Here is a 19861-nt window from a genome sequence, read left to right as displayed (position 1 = left end):
TATTGAAATATACGGTTTAGATTCTTTCAATTACCATTGCAGATGCACCGCCACCGCCGTTGCAGATAGCTGCGGCACCAATTTTGGCATCGTTTTGTTTTAAAACATTTAGAAGTGTAATCAAAATACGAACGCCACTACAACCAAGCGGATGGCCTAAAGAAACTGCGCCTCCGTTCACGTTTACATTACTGTCGTTAAGCCCTAAAATTTTCATATTGGCAAGCCCTACAACTGAGAAAGCTTCGTTGAATTCAAAATAATCCACATCTTTAATATCAATTCCGGCTTTTGCAATGGCTTTTGGAAGTGCCTTTGCCGGAGCGGTAGTAAACCATTTTGGTTCCTGTGCGGCATCGGCATAACTTTTTATATAAGCCAAGGGAGTTAAGCCCATTTCTTTCGCTTTCGCTTCGCTCATCAAAACCATCGCGCCCGCACCGTCATTTATTGTTGATGCGTTTGCGGCTGTAACGGTTCCGTCTTTTGAAAATGCTGGACGCAAAGAAGATATTTTGTCCATTTTCACATTTTTGTATTCCTCATCTTCTGAAACTATAACTGGTTCTCCGCGACGTTGTGGGACTTCAACGGAAATTACTTCATCTTTAAACTTTCCGTCAGCCCAAGCTTTTGCGGAACGTTCGTATGATTTTATAGCGAAAGCATCTTGTTCTTCACGCGAAAAATTATATTCGGTAGCACAAAGATCTGCGCAGGTTCCCATTGCATTATGATCGTAAGCATCAACCAAACCGTCTTTTTGCATTCCGTCAATCAATGAGGCAGGGCCAAATTTTGTTCCGTTACGCATATGCACATAATGTGGAATATTGCTCATGCTTTCCATTCCGCCGGCAACCACAACATCTGCATCGCCAAGCGCGATTGCTTGTGCGGCTTGCATTACGGCTTTCATGCCAGAGGCACAAACTTTATTAACAGTGGTAGCGGGAACAGTGTCTGGTAAGCCGGCGCCCAAAGCAGCTTGGCGTGCAGGAGCTTGGCCAACGCCCGCTTGCACAACATTACCCATAAAAACTTCCTGCACCAAAGATGGGTCAAGGTTTATTTTTTCCATAGCGCCTTTAATGGCAGCTGAACCCAATTGGGTTGCGGTTAATGAAGAAAGACTTCCCATAAAACTTCCAATGGGGGTTCTGGCTGCGGATACTATAACTACTTTATTGCTCATGCTACTTTTTTATATATTTGAAATAAGGACTGCGAAATTACGGATTTCTAACTTAATTATCAATCTTTGCAAGTATTGGTTTTGGGATAACTCGTTCCTTATTTATACCTTTACTTTAAGTAATAAATTTATGAAGAACCTTTTTTCTTTGTTCGCAAAAAACCAATCCCTTATATACAAGGTTTTTCTTTTCATAGTTTCCACGCTTTTAATTATTTACTTCCTGCCGAAAGGCGGCCAATTCAAATACAATTTCCAAAAAGGAAAGCCTTGGCAGTATGAAAATTTATATGCGCCTTTCAGTTTTACCATAAAAAAAGATGATGAAACCCTAAAAAAGGAAAAAGAAGAAATTCGTGCCAATGCCATCCCTTATTTTGAATATAATAGCGAGGTAAAAGAAAACGTTTCAGAAAGTTTTCATAATAATCTTGAAACAAGGTATGTTGACAGTCTATACAAAACACCGAAGAAAGTTGTTGAAAACCTGGGCGAAGCCATAATAAAGGAAGCTTATGAAAATGGGGTAACAGATGAAATCCACGCCTATGATGACGACAAGCTTATCTATTTAAAAAACGGGAACGAAATAGGGGAGCGCAACTATTCGCAATTGTTCAAAAAAGAAGACTTGAACAAAAAGGTGCGGGCTATAGTTGAAAAAAATAAAACCGAAGATATTCAAGTGCTTCTTTATAATGTACTGAACGAAGTTTTTGAGCCCAACGTAAAACTAAACGGTAAACTGACGGAATCTTCCATAGATGCTGAAATTAAAGCACTAAACCCAAATCGCGGAATTATTGAAAAAGGAGGAAGGATTATTGCCAAAGGTGAAGTAGTGGAGGGTGATAAATTCCAAATACTCAATTCGTTGAAGGCTGAATTCCAAAGCCAGATTTGGAGCAAAAATAATTATCTGTGGCTTTTGGTGGGATACTCTATGTTAGTGTCTTTGGTGTTTTTGATGCTTTTCCTCTTTTTGAAAAATTATAGACCGTATATATATAACAACAACACAAAGGTCACCTTTATATTTTTCAACATCTTTTTGATGGTTTTTCTAACCACGTTGGTGTTGAAAGTGCATGCAGATTATGTTTATGTTGTACCAATCTGTATTTTACCACTTATTCTGAAAGCCTTTTTTGATCCTCGCGTTGGGCTTTTTGTGCACGTTTTGACGATTCTCCTGCTCGGGTTTATAGTCCCGAATAGCTTTGAATATATGTTCCTTCAGTTTATTGCGGGAATCGTTACAATACTTACCGTGTCGGAATTATATAAACGCGCCAATCTTTTTATTTCCGTTGGGCAGATTACCTTGATTTATATTCTGGGTTACTTTGCTTTCTTCGTAATTCAGGAAGGAAATATACAAACCATGGAATGGCAGAATTTCCAGTATTTTATTCTTTGCGGTCTTGCCACGCTTTTTGCACATCCACTGATTTATTTATATGAAAAAGTCTTCGGCTTGGTTTCAGACGTTTCATTGCTGGAACTTAGTGATACCAATTCAAAATTGTTAAAAGAACTATCAAACAAAGCTCCCGGGACCTTTCACCATTCGTTAAATGTGGCAAATTTGGCGGAAGCTTCCGCGAACGAAATTGGTGCCAACAGTATGTTGGTTCGAGTAGGTGCGCTTTATCACGACATTGGCAAAATGCTTAACCCAACAATGTTTACAGAAAATCAAGCGAATTCAATCAATTCACACAACGAGCTCGATCCAAAAGAAAGTGCCCAAATTATTATTGACCACGTTATAAAGGGAATAGAAATAGCCCGAAAAAATAATCTTCCCGACAGGGTAATTGATTTTATTCGAACCCACCACGGAACAAGTTTGGTCTATTATTTTTATAAAAAGGAACGAGAGCAACAAGGCGAAGCAAACAAGGAAGATTTTATTTATCCCGGACCAATTCCCTTTTCAAAGGAAACTGCAATTTTGATGATGGCAGATAGTGTAGAGGCAGCAAGCAAAAGCCTTAAAGAACCTTCATCTACAATAATTGATGAGTTTGTTGAAAAGATAATAAACAATCAAATGGCGCAGGGTCAGTTCTTAAATGCGAACATTACGTTTAAGGAAATTGAAATGATAAAGAAAGTTTTGAAAAAGAAACTGAACAATATTTATCATCTTAGGGTTGAATATCCTGAATAGTTTAATTTGTATTGTGTTTTTTACGATTGTAATATGCTCATAAAGAGAGCGGTTTAATTTTATAAAAAAAACGTAAAATTTTTGTTGCGTTATAGCATTTATAAAGTTACATTTGCAACCGCATTTTAGGATGACACGTTCATAAAAAACTGGAGAGGTGCCGGAGTGGTAACGGAGCAGATTGCTAATCTGTCGACGGGTAACCGTCGCCAGGGTTCGAGTCCCTGTCTCTCCGCATTATAGAGTTTAAACAAAACTCCAAAATTACAGTGAACAATATTAATTGCTGTTCACGGGGTGTAGCGTAGCCCGGTTATCGCGCCTGCTTTGGGAGCAGGAGGCCGCAGGTTCGAATCCTGCCACCCCGACAAAAACCGGACACACTGTTCGGTTTTTTTGTTTATCAATGGTCGCGTAGCTCAGCTGGATAGAGCATCTGCCTTCTAAGCAGACGGTCACAGGTTCGAATCCTGTCGCGATCACTTTAAATCCCCATCTTTTGGGGATTTTTTGTTTTTGGAAATTAAACTTTAAAACAAATCAACATTTGTTTTTTGTCCTCTAGATTGGTTTCAAAAAACAAATATACATCTCCACCATCCGCTATTTTCCATTTTTTTCGAAGTGTCTCAACAGATTCAGGGAAATTCCGGGTTGCAATATTTGCTTTTTTGAAAGTTAGCGTAGCCCGCATTTCGCTTTTGGAATAAAGAACTGCTTTTTCAATTAAAAAACTTCTCCCCGGGAAATCAACTAAGGTTTCACTTGTGTAAAGATGTGTGTTTTTGTGAAGTTTGTTTACTTTCAGTTTTTCGGAAATTAAGTCGAAAGCCCCGCTTTTTAAAATGGCAGCGTTTGGTTCAAAAAGATATTTTTGAGGCAAACTGAAATTGGCGGTTGCTGCTTCGTTCCAATCAAAATCAAAAGTTTCGGCGCCCGATTTTATAAAATTTATCGTTTTTATTTTTAGTGCTTCGGAAGTATCTTTTTTTAACAGCCAAAGAAGTTCCTTCACTTCATTATCAATCGCAACTATATGAATTTCTGAAACATTTTGCAGTTCATTCAAGCCAACTGAAATGTCGAGCATTGGAGATGTCTTCAAAAGAAATTGGTCACACTGTGCCATTATTTCTGAAATATTTTCAGGAATGTTTGGCTGGCAGTCTTTCAAAAAAAACACTTTTCCTTTGCAATCGTGGCGACGGGAAGGATCGGCATAAATTACATTGTATTTTTTGGCTAAAACTGCCTGTAATCCATCTTCGGAAAAACATTTTATATTTTCTTTCCCGAAAACTTTAAAATTATGCGCAGCTATTTCTGAAAGCGCAGGATTTATTTCAAAATGATGCACCGTGGCAATTTTTTCAGAAAAGAAAAAACTGTCAATTCCGAAACCTCCCGTTATATCTGCAAGATTTTCACCTTTTAATAACGAAGCTTTGTATTCAGCTGTTATTTTGGAAGAAGTCTGCTCAAGATTTAATTTGGGTGGAAAAAGAATATTTTGGGTTTCAAACCAGTGTGGCAGTTTTTTTTCAGCCTTTTTTCTGCTTTCAATTTGCTGCATCAACTCTTGCACCGAAACATTTTCAAACGGGCTTCCTGCAAAGGCCAATTTGGAAACTTCCCCTTCAAAGTTTTGAATGAATTTCTGAACTTCTTTATTTAATAGCGCTTTGTTGAGCAATGGCTACATGTTTTTGGTGAGACGCTGCACCACTTTATATTCTGAAAGAAATTCCTTCGCTATAACTTTTAAAGTAGTGTAAGTAGGCACGGCAAGTATCATTCCCGGAATGCCAAAAACAAAACCACCGATTAAGATTACAATAAAAATCTCTAAGGGATGGGAGCGTACACTATGACCGAAAATAACGGGCTGGGAAATTAAATTATCAAATAATTGGGCCAAGGCATAATACCCGGAAGCCCAAAGTAAAGGTGGCAAAAGTCCCGATGAGAAATCGGCTCCCAAATTATTTGAAACAATTACTAAAAGCATCAAAATCCAACCAATTAATGGGCCCAAATAGGGAACTATATTTAAAAAAGCGCAAATTATTGCAACGGCAACGGCATCCTTAATGTCCAAAAAGAGCAATAAAACCGAATAAAAAAGCGCCAGTATAGAAATCTGGAACAAAAGCCCAATAAAATATCTGGAAAGCAATTCCTTTACTTTTATCAATATTCTTTTGAATTTTTCTTCATCACCCCTTTTTGAAAACGCCAGCACAGAACGGGCTATTAGGTACTCGTCTTTGAGAAGGAAAAAGGAAATAAACAAAACAGAGAAAAGACCAACAATGGTGCTGCCAATGTTTCCAAAGAAAATATCTATAAAACTGGGGATTATTTCCACATCCAGATTTTGAACATATGAGGTGCGTTTTATAGCTTCAACCAGCTGAAAATGGTCCACACCAAGATAATCACTGGCTTGTACATTCAGTTCGTTTAAATCGCGCTTAACCTGCTCAAAATCAATTTGGGAAATATGTTTCCCCTGTTCAATAATAATTGGAACAAAAATGCTCAACAACAAACCGAAAGTCCCCATAATTAAAAGGAGCGTAACTACAGAGGCGAACGTATTGCCCAGTCTCAACCGACGTCTTAAAAACAAAACAACGGGTCGTCCAACCAATGACAGTACAAGCGCAAGACCAATGTAGAGAATAAGGGCTTGGATATCGAAAAGAAACCATAACAAAATAAAAATACCCGCTATTACAGCGAGTGCTCTAAGTATTCCTATAGTTATTGCATTTGCAGTGGCTTTCACAAAGTAAATATACTATATTCCTTTGTAGAAAAAATCAAAGTTTTGTTAAGGGTGTTGGATGCGGGGTTTTGGGTGAAGTCAATTCTCAAAAACGTATTTTATGATATTGGCTCCCATTTGCAGTGCTTTCAGCCTAACATCCTGCGGATCGTTGTGTACTTCAGGGTTTTCCCAACCGTCACCAAGATCGGTTTCAAAAGTGTAAAGTAAAACCAATCTGTCTTCCACAAAAATGCCAAACGCTTGTGGTCGTCCGCCGTCGTGCTCGTGTATTTTGGGCATTCCCTGTGGAAATTTGTAAAAATAACTGAACATCGGGAAATTGGCTGGAAGCTCTTTTAATTCCTTATTTGGAAATATTTTTACGATTTCTTTTCGAATATATTGGTCAATCCCGTAGTTGTCATCAATATGGAGAAAGCCACCGCTCATCAAGTAATTTCTTAGGTTTTCAGCTTCTTCAGCAGAAAAATAAACATTTCCGTGGCCCGTCATATGCACAAAGGGATAATCAAAAATATCCACACTTCCGGGCGTAACCGTTTGCGTTTTTTCCTTTAGGGAAGTATCAATATGCTCATTGCAGAATTTGGCCAAATTGGGAAGTGAAGTTGGATTTGCATACCAATCGCCACCGCCGCCGTATTGCAAAAGCGCGATTTCTTGGGCTGAAAGGCTTCCAATAAAAACAAAAAAGAAAATTGAAAAGAGTTTTAAGCGCATAGTTTTCAAAAGTACTAATTCAGGAAGAATAAATGTAAAAAACAATTTTTGAAAATACTCGGTATGTAAGTTTTTTGGGAACGTACGGACAAAGTTTAAAATATTACTATGAAATTTTTAGCGTCTTTGCTTATTTTCCCAGTTATTTTAGGAATGTGTTCTTTCAATAAAGAACCTAATAAATCTTCGGAAATAACAACCAAAACTACAATCACACCTGAAAACAAACCCTTTGCCATTGTTCAACTTTTTACTTCACAAGGATGCAGTAGCTGTCCAAGTGCTGATTTACTTTTGGAAAAAGTGGAAAAGGAATATGAAGGAAAAAATGTTTTCGTGCTTTCCTATCATGTAGATTATTGGAACCGTTTGGGCTGGAAAGATGTTTTCAGTAAAAAGGAATTTTCAGACTTGCAATACAGCTACAGCAGTAAATTTGGGAGCTCCAGCGTTTACACTCCACAGGCTATTGTAAATGGAGGGGTTCATTTTGTGGGTTCCAGTGAAGCAAAAATGAACAGTTATTTATCAAAATATTTAGGGATGGATTCTGAAAATACCTTAGAAATTTCTGAATTGAAAAAGATGGACAACCAAATAGAATTTAATTATAAAGTGGAAGGAAATGTTGCCGGAAAAAATTTAAAAATTGCTTTGGCTATCGAAAAAAAGGAAACAAATGTGAAACGCGGCGAAAACAGTGGACGTAAGCTTTCCAGCGTGAATATTGTGGTTGAACAAATAGAAATTTCCCTGAATAAAACCTCCGGAAGCGGAATTATAAAAATCCCAGAGTTGGTTGAAAATGGAGATTCGCTCACTTTGATTGGATTTATCCAATCCCAAAATTTTGATATTACTGCTGCTGCGCAGGAAAAAATATAATCGGTTCCTTTGAAACCCAACAGATTTATCCTCCAATTTTGAAGGTTTTTCCCAAAAATTGAAATCTGTTGGGTTTATTTATTCGTTTACGAATGCAACACTATGACAAGCCACAACTGCTGCAGTTTCCGTGCGCAAACGGCTTTCACCCAAAGTGACGGGAATAAAGCCATTTGCTTTTGCAAGTTCAATTTCTTCGGAAGAAAAATCGCCTTCGGGACCGATTAGAATGGTGATTTTCTGATTAGGTTTCAAAACAGATTTCAAGGATTTTTTATCAGTTTCTTCACAATGTGCAATACACTTTAAACCTTCGGAATTCTTTTCAGAATTTATAAAATCTTTATACGAAACGGCTTCGTTCAAAATTGGCAAATATGCCTTCAACGATTGTTTCATCGCACTTTGAAGGATTTTTTCGTAACGTTCGGGTTTTATTGTTTTTCGTTCGCTGTGGTCGCAGATTATCGGGGTTATTTCTGAAATGCCGATCTCTGTGGCTTTTTCCAAAAACCATTCATAGCGATCGTTGAGCTTTGTGGGCGCAACTGCCAAATGAAGCTGATAGGGAAGGGGTTGCTGCATTTCTTCCGAAAGAATTTTCACCAAACAGCCCTTTGGATTCGCATTAATCATTTCCGCAGAAAAGAAAGAACCTTTACCATTTGTTATTTTAAAAGTATCACCGTCCTTCATCCGTAAAACCTTTACAATATGGCGGCTTTCCTCTTTGTCAAAAGTTACTTCTTTTTCTAATTTTGAAATGTTTGGATTGTAAAAAAGCTGCATTTATTTCAGTTTTGTTTTTGCGTGTGCAACGCCTATTTCGGCCCATTGCTGTAATTTTTCCTCTGTATCAAAACCTTGTTTTGTTACAAAAATGAATTCCTTCATCGGTTTGCCCGTAAAATTCATTGGGCCAACAAATGGATTGGTCAGTACTTCTTCCATTTTTTCGCGCGGCACGCGAACCATAAGCCGTTCCTTGGTTTCGCCCACGCACATTTTTCCTTTAAAAAGAAAACAAGTGCCACCAAACATTCGCTTTTCCTCAATATCCTTTTTCCAAGGTTGGAGTGCAATTCTAATGCGTTTTAATATTTCTTCGGAATTGGGATTCATATTCTTAAAACTTCATACGTGCCGAAGCTACAACATTATTTTCAGCAAAATTTTGAGTTTTATATTTCAACTCGCCCACAATGGCAATCATTGCCGCATTATCTGTACAAAACTCAAATTTGGGAATATGCGTTTTCCAACCGTATTTTGTTTCAGCTTCTTTTAAAGCATTGCGAATACCGCTATTTGCTGAAACGCCACCGCCAATGGCTATTTCCTTTATACCAGTTTTTTTCACAGCATTTTTCAGCTTGTCCATCAAATAATCAACAATGGTAAACTGAAGGCTTGCGCAGATGTCTTCAATATTTTCGGAAATAAAATCAGGGTTTTGTGCTACTTCTTTTTCTACAAAATAGAGTACTGAAGTTTTCAAGCCGCTAAAACTGAAATCCATCGGACCAACTTTTGGCTTCGGAAATTTGAACGCTTTTGGGTTTCCTTGTTGTGCATATTTGTCAACCAGCGGACCACCGGGGTAGGGTAGCCCAAGTATTTTCGCACTTTTATCAAACGCTTCGCCTACGGCATCGTCAATAGTTTGACCAATTATTTCCATTTCAAAATAATCCGTCACTTTCACAATCTGTGTGTGGCCACCACTGATTGTCATCGCCAAAAATGGAAAGTTAGGTGCATTCTGTCCTTCAGCTTTAATAAAATGCGCCAAAATATGTGCCTGCATGTGGTTCACATCTATCAGCGGAATGCCCAAACCCAAGGCCAAAGATTTTGAAAATGAGGTGCCTACGAGCAACGAACCCATCAAGCCAGGTCCGCGTGTAAAAGCAATGGCTGATAACTGATTTTTATCGATATTTGCTTTTTGTAAAGCCTGGTGCACAACGGGTACAATATTTTGTTGGTGCGCACGCGAAGCAAGTTCGGGAACCACACCGCCATATTGTTCGTGAATTGCCTGAGTAGCAACAACATTGCTGAGTATTTCGCCGTTGTTGATTACGGCAGCAGCAGTGTCATCACAGGAAGATTCAATGCCGAGGATATAACAATTTTTTTGTGTCAAAGCAAAAGAGGTATATTTATTGGGTATAAAATTAAAACTTTAAAAGCGTATCAAAAAACTTCGGAAAATAATAGTTCGCACCTTCGTAATCATTGTATTGCTGCTCGTGCTTATAGTGATTATTTTTTCCATTCCCGCAGTGCAAACTTGGGTCGCCAATAAAGTGACTACAAACCTTAACGAAACTTACGGCACCGATATCAATATTAAACGCTTAGGCCTTAACTGGAAGGGAGAAGTTGATATACGTGAGGTTTATATTGCCGACCATCATCAAGATACTTTAATTTATAGTAAGGAAGTTCAAACTAATATTATCAGCTTTCAAAATTTAATTCAAGGCGATTTGGGTTTTGGAAATATTGCCTTGGACCGCGCCAAGCTTTACGTTAAAACCTATAAAGGTGAAGAAACCGATAATCTTTCCATTTTCGCAAAAAAGTTTGATACCGGCAAACCAAGTACTTCGCCTTTTTCACTTTTCAGTAATGACGTGAGCTTGACCAATAGTAAAATAAAGATTACTGACGAAAACCTTGAAAATCCTGATGTTTTTATTTTGAACAGCGTAAATGTTGTTGCCGATAATTTTAAAATTGAAGACACAGATGTAAAGGCAAACATAAAATCCCTTTCATTAATTGCCGCACGCGGAATCACAATTAAGGATATGCAAGCTGATTTTGCTTATACCGCTACAAATATTACGCTTAAAGATTTAAATCTTGAAACAGAAGAATCTAAAATTGTTGGTGAAATTGATTTGGACTATTCCAAAAATGGAATGGCGAATTTTGTAAATGACGTTGTGATCATTGCCAATTTGAAGGATTCAAAAATAGCAACAAATGATTTGAATGCGTTTTATAATGAATTTGGCCCCGACCAAATGATTTTACTCGATACGGAGTTTAAGGGAACTTTAAATAATTTTACTGCAAACAATCTTAAATTTCAAACGGGAGATACAAATATTGAAGGAGATTATTCTTTTGAAAATATTTTGGATTCCGAAAAAGAATACGCCATTACTGCAACCAACCATAATATTTCTACCAATTATTTCGATCTAAGACGTTTTATGCCCAAAGTTTTGGGTGATGTTGTTCCTGTGGAATTGAAAGAATTGGGCGCCTTCAATCTCAGCGGAAATACTTCAATAATTGGCAGTGAACTTAATACAAAAAGCAATTTACGAAGCGGAATAGGGCAGGCCAATGTTGATCTTAAAATGGGCAATATCAATAATATTGACAATGCCTATTATAAAGGAAATGTTGTTCTGAAAGACTTTAATTTAGGAAAAATTGCCAACACCACTTCCTTGGGAAAAATGACCGCCGATCTGGATTTTGATGGGCGTGGTTTCAGCAAAAACACTGTAAATACAGAGGTTTCGGGTACCGTATCTTCTTTTTATTTTGAAGATTATAATTATCAAAATATTGTGGTTTCCGGGAATCTGAAAAATCCTCTTTTTAACGGGGAACTTTCCATTGACGACCCAAACTTGAAGTTGCAATTTAAAGGTTTGATTGATGCTTCGGCAGAGACAAACCAGCTTGATTTCGAGGCAGATATTGAATATTCAGATTTGAACAAACTGAATTTAATAAAGCGTGATAGCATTTCCGTCTTTACGGGAAAAGTGGTGGTTGATATGGAGGGAAAAACCATTGACGATGTTGTTGGCACAATCAATTTCGCCCAAACTTTTTACCAAAACGAACGAGACTATTACTATTTTGATGATTTCACCATTACTTCCTCTTTTGAGGGAAAAGTTCGCACTATTGAAATAAATTCACCAGATATAATAAACGGAAAGATTTCCGGGGAGTTTTTAATTGAAGATATTCCCAACCTTTTCCAGAATGGAATTGCCAGTATTTATGCGAATTATATTCCGCAGGAGGTCACAACGAATCAATATATTGATTACGAATTTGTTGTTTATAATAAAATTGTTGACGTCTTCGTGCCCCAATTAAAACTGGGGGATAATACGCAGGTAAAAGGTTCTGTTTCTTCGGATGAATCAAAGTTTAAACTCGATTTCCGTTCGCCGGAAATTTTGCTTTTTGATAATTACATAGGTAAATTGAACATTCAGGTAGATAATGATAACCCTTTATATAACACATATATAGCTGCCGATTCTGTTTACACGGGATTTTATAACATCAAAGATTTAAACATCATCAACAAAACCTTGAACGATACTATGTATGTGCGTTCGGAATTTGCGGGTGGTACCAAAAAAGAGGATCTTTTTAATCTTTCACTTTATCACACCATCAACCCTGCGGGAAAATCTGTTATTGGCGTTAAAAAGTCTGATATAACCTATAAAGGCAAGGTTTGGTATTTAAATGAAAACAACAACCGCTTGAACAAAGTTGTTTTTGATGATAATTTTACCGAAATCCGTATTGATTCCTTGGTTTTAAGTCACGAAGAACAACTGATACAAATGGCTGGGGTTCTTCGGGATTCTACTTACAAGGATTTAAAAGTTCGCTTTAAAGATGTCAATATTGGCGACATAACCCCAGAAATTGACAGTTTACGCCTTAAAGGAAACATGAATGGAAAATTTGATTTTCTTCAGAAAAATGGCGCATATTACCCAAATAGTACCGTAACTATTGATGACGTTAACATCAATGAAATTCCTTTTGGGGATTTAAGTTTGAAGATTGACGGGAATGAAGATCTTACCAAATACCGCATAAACACTTCGCTCACAAACAATGATGTGAAATCAATAAACGCCGTGGGTGAGATTGATGTTTCACCCCGAAACCCGCAAATACAGATGAATGTGGATTTAAACCAGTTCAATATGCAAGCTTTCAGTCCGTTTGGCGGGGATGTAATTACCAACATTCGCGGGTTGATTTCCGGAAATGCAAAAGTTTCCGGCAGTTACAAATCGCCGGATATTTTAGGGCGCTTTTCTTTGGAAAACAGCGGGTTGAAAATTCCGTATTTAAACACGGATTTCGATATTGAAAACAACGCACAGATTATTGTTACCAAAAATAAGTTCCAAATAGGTTATACAAATATTACCGATACCAAATACAAAACCGAAGGACTGCTCTCCGGAAACGCTACGCACACCAATTTTGGCAATTGGGAGCTGAACTTGAATATAGATGCTCCGGAAAGACTGTTGGTTTTAGATACGCCGCCTGATGAAGACGCACTTTATTACGGAACTGCATTTATTAGCGGCGACGCAAAAATCAGGGGCCCCATTGACGAGCTTGTGATAGATGTAAATGCAACAACGGAAGAGGGTACAACCTTCAAGATACCAATAAGCGATACGGAATCTATTAGTGACGATTCGTTTGTGCATTTTCTTTCGCCTGAGGAAAAAGAAGCGCGTATTAATGGAGAAACCATAGTTTCTGAAGATGTGAAAGGATTGTCCCTTAATTTTGATCTGGACATCAACAAAAATGCAGAAGTAGAAGTAGTGGTGGACAAAGTAAATAATTCCACATTAAAAGGCCGTGGGGCTGGAATTCTACTTATCGAAATAAACACCAACGGAAAATTCCAGATGTATGGCGATTTTCAAGTTTATGAAGGGCAATATGATTTTAGATACGGTGGAATTATACAACGAACAATAGATGTTGTTCCCGGAGGAAATATTACTTGGGACGGCGCACCTGAAAAGGCAAATCTAAACCTAAGCGCAGTATATAGAACACAAGCTAATCCATCTGTTTTATTGGACAATCCTTCTGCTAATACTAAAATACCTGTAGAAGTGTATGTTGGCCTTGAAGGCCAACTGGAACAACCCGAGCTCTCTTTTAGCATAGATTTCCCAAGGGTTAGTTCCACTTTAAAAAGCGAGTTACAGTATAAACTGCAAAATCAGGAACAGATGCAGAATCAAGCGCTTTTCTTGCTGGCGTCCAATTCTTTTGTAAATGATAATTATGCAGGCTCCAACGCCTTTGCGGGAACTGTGGCCGATAGGGTTTCTTCACTTGTGAGCAGTCTTTTTGCGAACCAGGACGGCAAGTTCCGTGTTGGTTTGGATTATGAAGTAGGTAATAGAACACCAAATCAAGAAACTGCAGATCGTTTTGGGATTACACTTTCCACACAAATTAGTGATCGTATTATTATCAATGGAAAAGTAGGTGTGCCCGTGGGTGGTGCCAACGACAATGCCGTGGCTGGTGATGTGGAAGTGCAATGGCTCATAAATGAAGACGGAAGTCTACGGATGAAATTCTTTAACCGTCAGGCAGATTTACAATTTATTGGCGAAGACCAAATTTTTGAACAGGGTACGGGAATTTCGTATTCGGTGGATTTCAATACCTTTCAGGAGCTTTACAGAAAACTCTTCAACAAGAAAGTGGAAACTGAAGAAGAACTGCCCGTAACACCGGATGACAATAGTGCTCCGGTAGATTTTAAACCACAGGGTACTAAAGTGGAAGAGGAAGGAGAGTAAATGGAGCTAAGCTATAACTATTGAATTAAAGCGAAGCAACCACAGAAATCTCCACATTAACAAACTTAGGCAAGTTTGCAACTTCAACAGTTTCGCGGGCCGGAGCAGTGGCTTCGTTAAAGTAACTTGCGTACACTTCATTAATTGCTGCGAAGTTGTGCATATCGCTAATAAAAATAGTGCTTTTAAGTACATTTTCAAACGTCATTCCCGCTTCCGTAAGGATGGCTTTTAGGTTTTCCATCACGAGTTTGGTTTCAGTTTTAATATCGTCCGTAACCAAGTTTCCTGTTCTGGGATCAATGGCAATCTGCCCAGAAGTGTAGAGCATATTTCCGTTAAGTACAGCTTGATTGTAAGGCCCGATTGGTGCAGGCGCGTGGGGAGTGGTGATTATTTTTTTCATAATTTTTTATTTAAAGTTTATGGATTATAGTTTGTGGTTTTGGTTTAACTAAAAACTATAAACCCCAAAATATAAAAGCTACAAGCGTTTATCGCTCTCCCTCCGTTTATCGTATTTAATATCACTAAGCACAGATGATTTTATCCCAATAAAGAAATACCAAGCGGTATTGATGCTTCCAATGGGCGTCCAGTTAAAACTCATTTGCCAGCTTTCCAGATCGCGCTGGAAACGGAACTGTGTTAAGGTAACCCCCTTATTTTTAAAATCATAACCCGAGGAAACGCCCACCGTCCAACGAGGTGCCAGTTCCATATTGGTGCTCATCATAAACGATTGGCTGGAAATTTCGCTCTGCCGTTGATTGTTGCCGTAAGTTATGGTGTAGGCAAAACGTACATCCCAGGGGATGTTGTAATTGTACCATTCAATATTGGTTTTATCTACATCGTCATCTCCTTCTTTATAAATTTGACCGTCATAAATGTCTGCGGCTTCCCCAAAAAGGTCATCGGGTCGTCCGCCATTCCTAAAAGTTTCGTTTTCTATTCTATCAGTATCTTTTGTTTTTGTTTCAAAATCTTTACTGGAGAAGGAATAATTGATGCTCACATTGGCATTGGTAAGCCTGAAAAGACTTCCGCCATTGTTTATATTGAAAACATCTATCTTTTGGTTATTGTTGTCAAGTGCATAGGGATCTAAGGTACCGCTGAAGTTGAAATCCAACTTGGGAATAATGGGGATGCTTCCCGAAAACTGCAAAGGGCTCCATTGCAATGAATCGCCAGCAAGATTATAAGCCGTAGAAAAGTTAAGGTTATTTAGCAACGTAACTTTTTTGGGTTCCAAAGCGGTGGTATCGCGATCCCTGATTTTTGCTTCAAAAGTATTGCTAAGTGACATCCCGATGCTGCTGGAATACACTTTGCTTGGTGCCCCGTATAGGGTATTCTCAAAACGGGAGTATTGCACAACTTGGGCAGCTTCACCTGCAGTGGCCGGCACAATAAATTCATCATAATACCTATCAAAAGCAGGATTGATGTTATACCCAATGGAAGGACGCATTACGTGGCGGATGGCCTGTATTTTCTTGTCCGTTCCAAAATTGAAAAGACCGTAAACCGTGGTTCCCAAACTGGTTGAAAAATTATAGGTTCGGTAGCTTTCAAAGCCGGAAACAGTGTCTTTAACGATACCGCCCAAACCATTATTTGCGGTTTCGTCGTAACGCTGTCGGGTGCTTTTCAAAACCCAGGTTTCGCGGTAATTGGTTCCCATGGAAGCACTTAAATACTTAAGAATCTTGAAGTTTGTTGTAACAGGAATACTGTGCTGCGCGCCAATCTGTGCGGTATTGAACATTTCAGATTTAAAGAAAAGCGAATCCGTGGTCTGGATTCGGTTTTCGGCAGTAAGATCGTATTGAAAGTTTATGTTTTCAATAATGCCCTTTTTTATACCATCTTTGGGGGCGAATGGATAAATTCTCGAAACACTTGTGTTCAGGTTTGGCAAAGACATTGAAATTTGTTCCGTCTGCGTATTCTGCGAATGGGTTGCGGCAACGGAAAGATTTACCTGCGGTTCCCCTTCAAAAGTTTTTGAATAGGAAATAGAGGAGCTCAAAGTGTTTACAAGCGCACTCGCATTGTTGGTTTGACTAATGGACTGCGTAAAATATTTACTGCTACCAATATTCACCGAAGCCGAAAAACGTGAACTTGGGCTGCTTTTTGTGTCTTGGGAATGCGTCCAACGTATATTGTAAATACTGCTCTCGCTAAAATCTGGAAAACCACGTTCGCTGTTTACAAGGCTTTCATAACGCGCACTTAAATTTCCCTTGAACTTATACCGTAGTGCATAACTGGTTTCCCCGCGTAGCGCATAGCTTCCATTGGTGTAATAATCGCCCAGCAAGCTAAAATCCAAATAATCATTGATGGCAAAATAATACCCCCCATTCTGAAAGAAGAAACCTCGATTGTTGTTTTGTCCAAACGTAGGAATAATAAAGCCGGAAGTGCGATCTGCAGTTAAAGGAAAAAAGGCGAAGGGCAGCCCAACAGGCGTAGGCACATCTGCAATATACATATTGGTGAGCCCCGTAACTACTTTCTTTCCTGGGACAAATTTTGCCTTTCGGGTGTAAAAATAATATTCGGGATCGTCAATATTTTTTGAGGTGGTAAACTTCACATTCCGAAGATAGATTACGGAATCGTTTATTTTTTTTGTTACTTCAGCAATTGTACTAATGCCATTTTGTTCTGTTCGGCTATTAAAAACAAGCGTTTTTTCAGTTTCAAAATTATGCCTGATGGAATCGGGTTCCACACGATTTTGCCCTTGCACAAATACGGGGCGTTGGCTATAAACGCCTGCACTGTCAATTCCTTTGGCATATACTTCGTTTTTATTGTAGTCGAGGATAATCATTCCCGCATCAATGCGCATATCTTCATAGATTATATATGCTTTGTTGTACATATACACCTTGTTTTCCTTTCTGTCCAAAAAGACGTAATCTTCCCCATAATAGTCCACAACATTGCTCAAGGTTTCTTTGGGAGGCTTTACGGAATCGGTTTTAACGGTATCTTGGGCCTGTTCGCTTATTTCGCCAATAATTGGTTTCAGGTTTACCGAAATTGTATCGTCTTTAGTGGTTTTCGGGATATTGGCTTCGTTTTTTGGCGGAATGTCCTGCGCATGCAAAACTGCACTGCCAAGAAGCAGGAATGTTAAGAAGATTGTTAAGTAATGCCTGTTGGTCTGCAATGCTACGATGCTATTATTTTGTAGATTTGGCTCAGTATTTGAAACGGTCAAAAATAAACATATTTTTTCGGGTACGTTTTTTTAAATCATTTTTTTAAAATATCAAATTTTATTAATCGTTAACAGGTATATGCAAACGAAATTTCTTTCTTCTTTCGTATTAATTATAAGTATTTCATTTTTTTTCTTCACTGCTTCTGCAGCTGAAAACCCTATAAAACCCTTTGTTGTGGTGTTGGATGCGGGTCACGGAGGTCACGATACGGGGAATATTGGCAATGGCTATAAAGAATCTGAAATAGCGCTGAGCATTGTATTGAAAGTAGGTGCCGAGCTTGAAAAACTTCCAAACGTAAAAGTAATCTACACGCGCAAAACAAATGTTTTTATTGAATTGCGCGAGCGTGCTGCAATTGCAAATAGGGCAGATGCAGATCTTTTTGTCTCTGTGCACTGTAATGCACATAAAAGCCAAGCGTATGGAACAGAAACCTTTGTGCTCGGTCTTCATAAAAGCCAGGCTAACTTTGAGGTTGCCAAAAAGGAAAACGAAGTGATTTATTTGGAAGATAATTATCAGGAAAAATACGGTGGTTTTGATCCAAATGCCCCAGAATCATTGATTGGGATGGTATTGATGCAAGAAGAATATTTAGACCAAAGCATTCTTTTGGCAAGTTTGGTGCAAAACAATATTGTGAATAATTTAAAGCAAAATGACCGAAGTGTTAAGCAAGCGGGGTTTTGGGTGCTTCACAATACCTATATGCCCAGTGTTTTGATTGAAACGGGTTTTCTTACCAATAAAAATGAAGGGGCGTATCTAAATTCCGCAAAGGGACAGATTGAAATGGCGCGCGAAATAGGGAATGCTATCAAAACATATATAAGCAGTCTTTCCGTTGCCAATGAAAAAATAAAAGACCCCGAGATTGAACAAATTCAGGTAGATAAAGTTATTGAAACCACAAAAGAAGATATATATGAAGGCGTTACCTTTAAAGTGCAATTGGCAGCCAGCGGTAAAAAACTGGATCCCAAGCCAAGTAACTTTAAGGGACTGAAAGAAGTAACTCGTGAAAAGGAAAATGGATTATTTAAATATTATTACGGGGAAACTTCAGATTACAATAAAATTCAGGTTATGAAAACCTTTGTACAACAAAAAGGGTATCCCTCTGCATATGTTGTCGCTTTTAAAAAAGGAAAAAAAGTTAATCTACCAGAAGTGTTAAAATCGAAAGCCAATTAAAGGGCTTTCTTTATATTTATCACTTAAATTTGTTCAAAATCTAAAATTACAATCTTGAGACTATCGAAAGAAGTTAAAACCGGAATTCTCGCCATTGGCGCCATATTATTATTGATTTTTGGCTACAGTTTTTTAAAAGGAACCAACCTGCTTGACAAAAACCGGGAATTCTACGTAAAATATCAAAACGTGGAAGGCTTGGCAAAAGCGGCTCCCGTAACCATTAACGGTTTAACCGTAGGAAAGGTGCAAGACATCAGTTTTGCCAATGAAAAAGGAGGACTTGTTGTAAAATTTACCGTTGAGGAAGATTTTGATTTTTCGAAAAATAGTGTTGTTAGAATATACAGCACAGGACTTATAGGCGGTAAATCCTTGGGAATATTCCCAGAATATGATGCGAATAATTTAGCCAAGAGCGGAGACACCCTTCGCGGGGAAACAGAAGATGGAATGCTTACCGCGGTTACAAAAGCCCTTGGCCCTTTGGAGAAAAAAGTGAACAATACCCTCGCAACCGTTGATACCCTATTATTAAGTTATACTGCAATTGTTGATGAAGACACCAGAAAAAATTTGAAAGAAGCAATCGCAAATCTTAATAAAACCCTCAATTCCTTCTCCGGGGTCTCTGAAAACCTGAATCATATTCTTGCCAACAATACAGGAAAACTGGATAATACATTTACCAATTTGGATAAAACCGCAGGCAATCTTTCGCAGCTTACAGATTCCTTGGCGCAACTGGAAACTGGAAAATTGGTAACAGATCTGCAAAATGTGGTTGACAAGATGGATAAGATCGTGTCTGGCGTAGATAATGGTGAAGGTTCCATAGGAAAACTTTTAAAAGACGAACAACTGTACGAAAATTTAGAAGGTGCTTCAAGGCAGCTTGAACAACTTCTGCAAGACGTAAAACTGAACCCAAAACGATATGTTAACATCTCTGTATTTGGAAAAAAACAGAAAGAATACGTAGAGCCGGACAACCCAGACCAATAAACC

The 19861-nt window shown here is 38.3% G+C and carries 14 protein-coding genes and 3 tRNA genes; 8 read left to right on the top strand and 9 right to left on the bottom strand.

Annotated features, from left to right (window positions below):
- Positions 1 to 16 precede the first annotated feature (16 nt).
- Positions 17 to 1195 (bottom strand): acetyl-CoA C-acyltransferase, encoded by a 1179-nt coding sequence (locus tag A7A78_RS00645; protein ID WP_068760228.1) that lies wholly within the window; start codon positions 1193 to 1195, stop codon positions 17 to 19.
- A gap of 130 nt (positions 1196 to 1325) precedes the next feature.
- Between A7A78_RS00645 and A7A78_RS00640 the strand changes: the two genes are divergently transcribed.
- From A7A78_RS00640 to A7A78_RS00625, 4 genes are all read left to right on the top strand, one after another.
- Entirely contained in the window at positions 1326 to 3371 is a 2046-nt protein-coding gene (locus A7A78_RS00640; RefSeq protein ID WP_068760226.1) for an HD family phosphohydrolase, read from the top strand.
- A 151-nt stretch (positions 3372 to 3522) separates the two neighbouring features.
- Positions 3523 to 3606 (top strand) — tRNA-Ser (locus A7A78_RS00635).
- Between the two features lie 58 nt (positions 3607 to 3664).
- A tRNA-Pro gene (locus A7A78_RS00630) sits at positions 3665 to 3739 on the top strand.
- 40 nt (positions 3740 to 3779) lie between these two features.
- Positions 3780 to 3853: transfer RNA gene (locus A7A78_RS00625), tRNA-Arg, on the top strand.
- Positions 3854 to 3894: 41 nt separating this feature from the next.
- Here A7A78_RS00625 and A7A78_RS00620 read toward each other — a convergent pair.
- From A7A78_RS00620 to A7A78_RS00610, 3 genes are all read right to left on the bottom strand, one after another.
- Positions 3895 to 5064 carry a THUMP-like domain-containing protein gene (locus A7A78_RS00620; protein WP_068760224.1) on the bottom strand — a complete coding sequence of 390 codons (1170 nt, stop codon included), beginning with the start codon at positions 5062 to 5064 and terminating at the stop codon, positions 3895 to 3897.
- 3 nt (positions 5065 to 5067) lie between these two features.
- Positions 5068 to 6162, bottom strand: a complete 1095-nt coding sequence (locus tag A7A78_RS00615; RefSeq protein ID WP_068760222.1) for an AI-2E family transporter — start codon at positions 6160 to 6162, stop codon at positions 5068 to 5070.
- A 78-nt stretch (positions 6163 to 6240) separates the two neighbouring features.
- Positions 6241 to 6885, bottom strand: a complete 645-nt coding sequence (locus A7A78_RS00610; RefSeq protein WP_068760220.1) for a DUF4159 domain-containing protein — start codon at positions 6883 to 6885, stop codon at positions 6241 to 6243.
- A 108-nt stretch (positions 6886 to 6993) separates the two neighbouring features.
- Here A7A78_RS00610 and A7A78_RS00605 point away from each other — a divergent pair, with 108 nt between their 5' ends.
- The gene (locus A7A78_RS00605) at positions 6994 to 7770 is read left to right on the top strand and encodes a DUF1223 domain-containing protein (RefSeq protein WP_068760218.1); all 777 of its coding nucleotides are present in this window, start codon (positions 6994 to 6996) and stop codon (positions 7768 to 7770) included.
- Positions 7771 to 7848: 78 nt separating this feature from the next.
- On the opposite strand, the gene A7A78_RS00600 is transcribed toward A7A78_RS00605, so the two are convergent.
- From A7A78_RS00600 to tsaD, 3 genes are read right to left on the bottom strand one after another with little or no spacing between them, the layout of a single operon-like run.
- Positions 7849 to 8559, bottom strand: a complete 711-nt coding sequence (locus tag A7A78_RS00600) for a 16S rRNA (uracil(1498)-N(3))-methyltransferase (RefSeq protein ID WP_068760216.1) — start codon at positions 8557 to 8559, stop codon at positions 7849 to 7851.
- Positions 8560 to 8892: a TfoX/Sxy family protein gene (locus A7A78_RS00595; RefSeq protein ID WP_068760214.1), complete on the bottom strand. Its 333-nt coding sequence runs from the start codon at positions 8890 to 8892 to the stop codon at positions 8560 to 8562.
- Between the two features lie 4 nt (positions 8893 to 8896).
- Positions 8897 to 9919 carry a tRNA (adenosine(37)-N6)-threonylcarbamoyltransferase complex transferase subunit TsaD gene (gene tsaD, locus A7A78_RS00590; protein WP_068760212.1) on the bottom strand — a complete coding sequence of 341 codons (1023 nt, stop codon included), beginning with the start codon at positions 9917 to 9919 and terminating at the stop codon, positions 8897 to 8899.
- Between the two features lie 163 nt (positions 9920 to 10082).
- On the opposite strand from tsaD, the gene A7A78_RS00585 reads away from it, so the two are divergent.
- Positions 10083 to 14408, top strand: a complete 4326-nt coding sequence (locus tag A7A78_RS00585; RefSeq protein ID WP_242649235.1) for a translocation/assembly module TamB domain-containing protein — start codon at positions 10083 to 10085, stop codon at positions 14406 to 14408.
- A gap of 25 nt (positions 14409 to 14433) precedes the next feature.
- Here the strand turns inward: A7A78_RS00585 and A7A78_RS00580 are convergent, their stop codons facing one another.
- Positions 14434 to 14814 carry a RidA family protein gene (locus tag A7A78_RS00580; RefSeq protein ID WP_068760208.1) on the bottom strand — a complete coding sequence of 127 codons (381 nt, stop codon included), beginning with the start codon at positions 14812 to 14814 and terminating at the stop codon, positions 14434 to 14436.
- Between the two features lie 78 nt (positions 14815 to 14892).
- On the bottom strand, positions 14893 to 17652 hold the full coding sequence (locus A7A78_RS00575; RefSeq protein WP_068760207.1) for a putative LPS assembly protein LptD: 2760 nt from the start codon (positions 17650 to 17652) through the stop codon (positions 14893 to 14895).
- 79 nt (positions 17653 to 17731) lie between these two features.
- Between A7A78_RS00575 and A7A78_RS00570 the strand changes: the two genes are divergently transcribed.
- On the top strand, positions 17732 to 18853 hold the full coding sequence (locus tag A7A78_RS00570) for an N-acetylmuramoyl-L-alanine amidase family protein (protein ID WP_068760205.1): 1122 nt from the start codon (positions 17732 to 17734) through the stop codon (positions 18851 to 18853).
- Positions 18854 to 18907: 54 nt separating this feature from the next.
- Complete coding sequence (locus tag A7A78_RS00565; RefSeq protein ID WP_068760204.1) at positions 18908 to 19858, top strand: MlaD family protein; 951 nt, start codon at positions 18908 to 18910, stop codon at positions 19856 to 19858.
- The last annotated feature ends 3 nt before the right edge of the window (positions 19859 to 19861 follow it).

The sequence above is a fragment of the Aequorivita soesokkakensis genome, assembly GCF_001641085.1.
Lineage (GTDB): Bacteria > Bacteroidota > Bacteroidia > Flavobacteriales > Flavobacteriaceae > Aequorivita > Aequorivita soesokkakensis.
The sequence above is the reverse complement of the archived record's forward strand: the minus strand, read 5'-3'. Positions and strand labels throughout refer to the sequence as shown.

Bases quoted from the DNA above. Each gene is read 5' to 3' on its own strand.
- A7A78_RS00605 (WP_068760218.1), top strand. From the start codon at position 6,994: ATGAAATTTTTAGCGTCTTTGCTTATTTTCCCAGTTATTTTAGGAATG.
- A7A78_RS00600 (WP_068760216.1), bottom strand. From the start codon at position 8,559: ATGCAGCTTTTTTACAATCCAAACATTTCAAAATTAGAAAAAGAAGTA.
- A7A78_RS00640 (WP_068760226.1), top strand. From the start codon at position 1,326: ATGAAGAACCTTTTTTCTTTGTTCGCAAAAAACCAATCCCTTATATAC.
- A7A78_RS00645 (WP_068760228.1), bottom strand. From the start codon at position 1,195: ATGAGCAATAAAGTAGTTATAGTATCCGCAGCCAGAACCCCCATTGGA.
- A7A78_RS00610 (WP_068760220.1), bottom strand. From the start codon at position 6,885: ATGCGCTTAAAACTCTTTTCAATTTTCTTTTTTGTTTTTATTGGAAGC.
- A7A78_RS00570 (WP_068760205.1), top strand. From the start codon at position 17,732: ATGCAAACGAAATTTCTTTCTTCTTTCGTATTAATTATAAGTATTTCA.
- A7A78_RS00595 (WP_068760214.1), bottom strand. From the start codon at position 8,892: ATGAATCCCAATTCCGAAGAAATATTAAAACGCATTAGAATTGCACTC.
- A7A78_RS00580 (WP_068760208.1), bottom strand. From the start codon at position 14,814: ATGAAAAAAATAATCACCACTCCCCACGCGCCTGCACCAATCGGGCCT.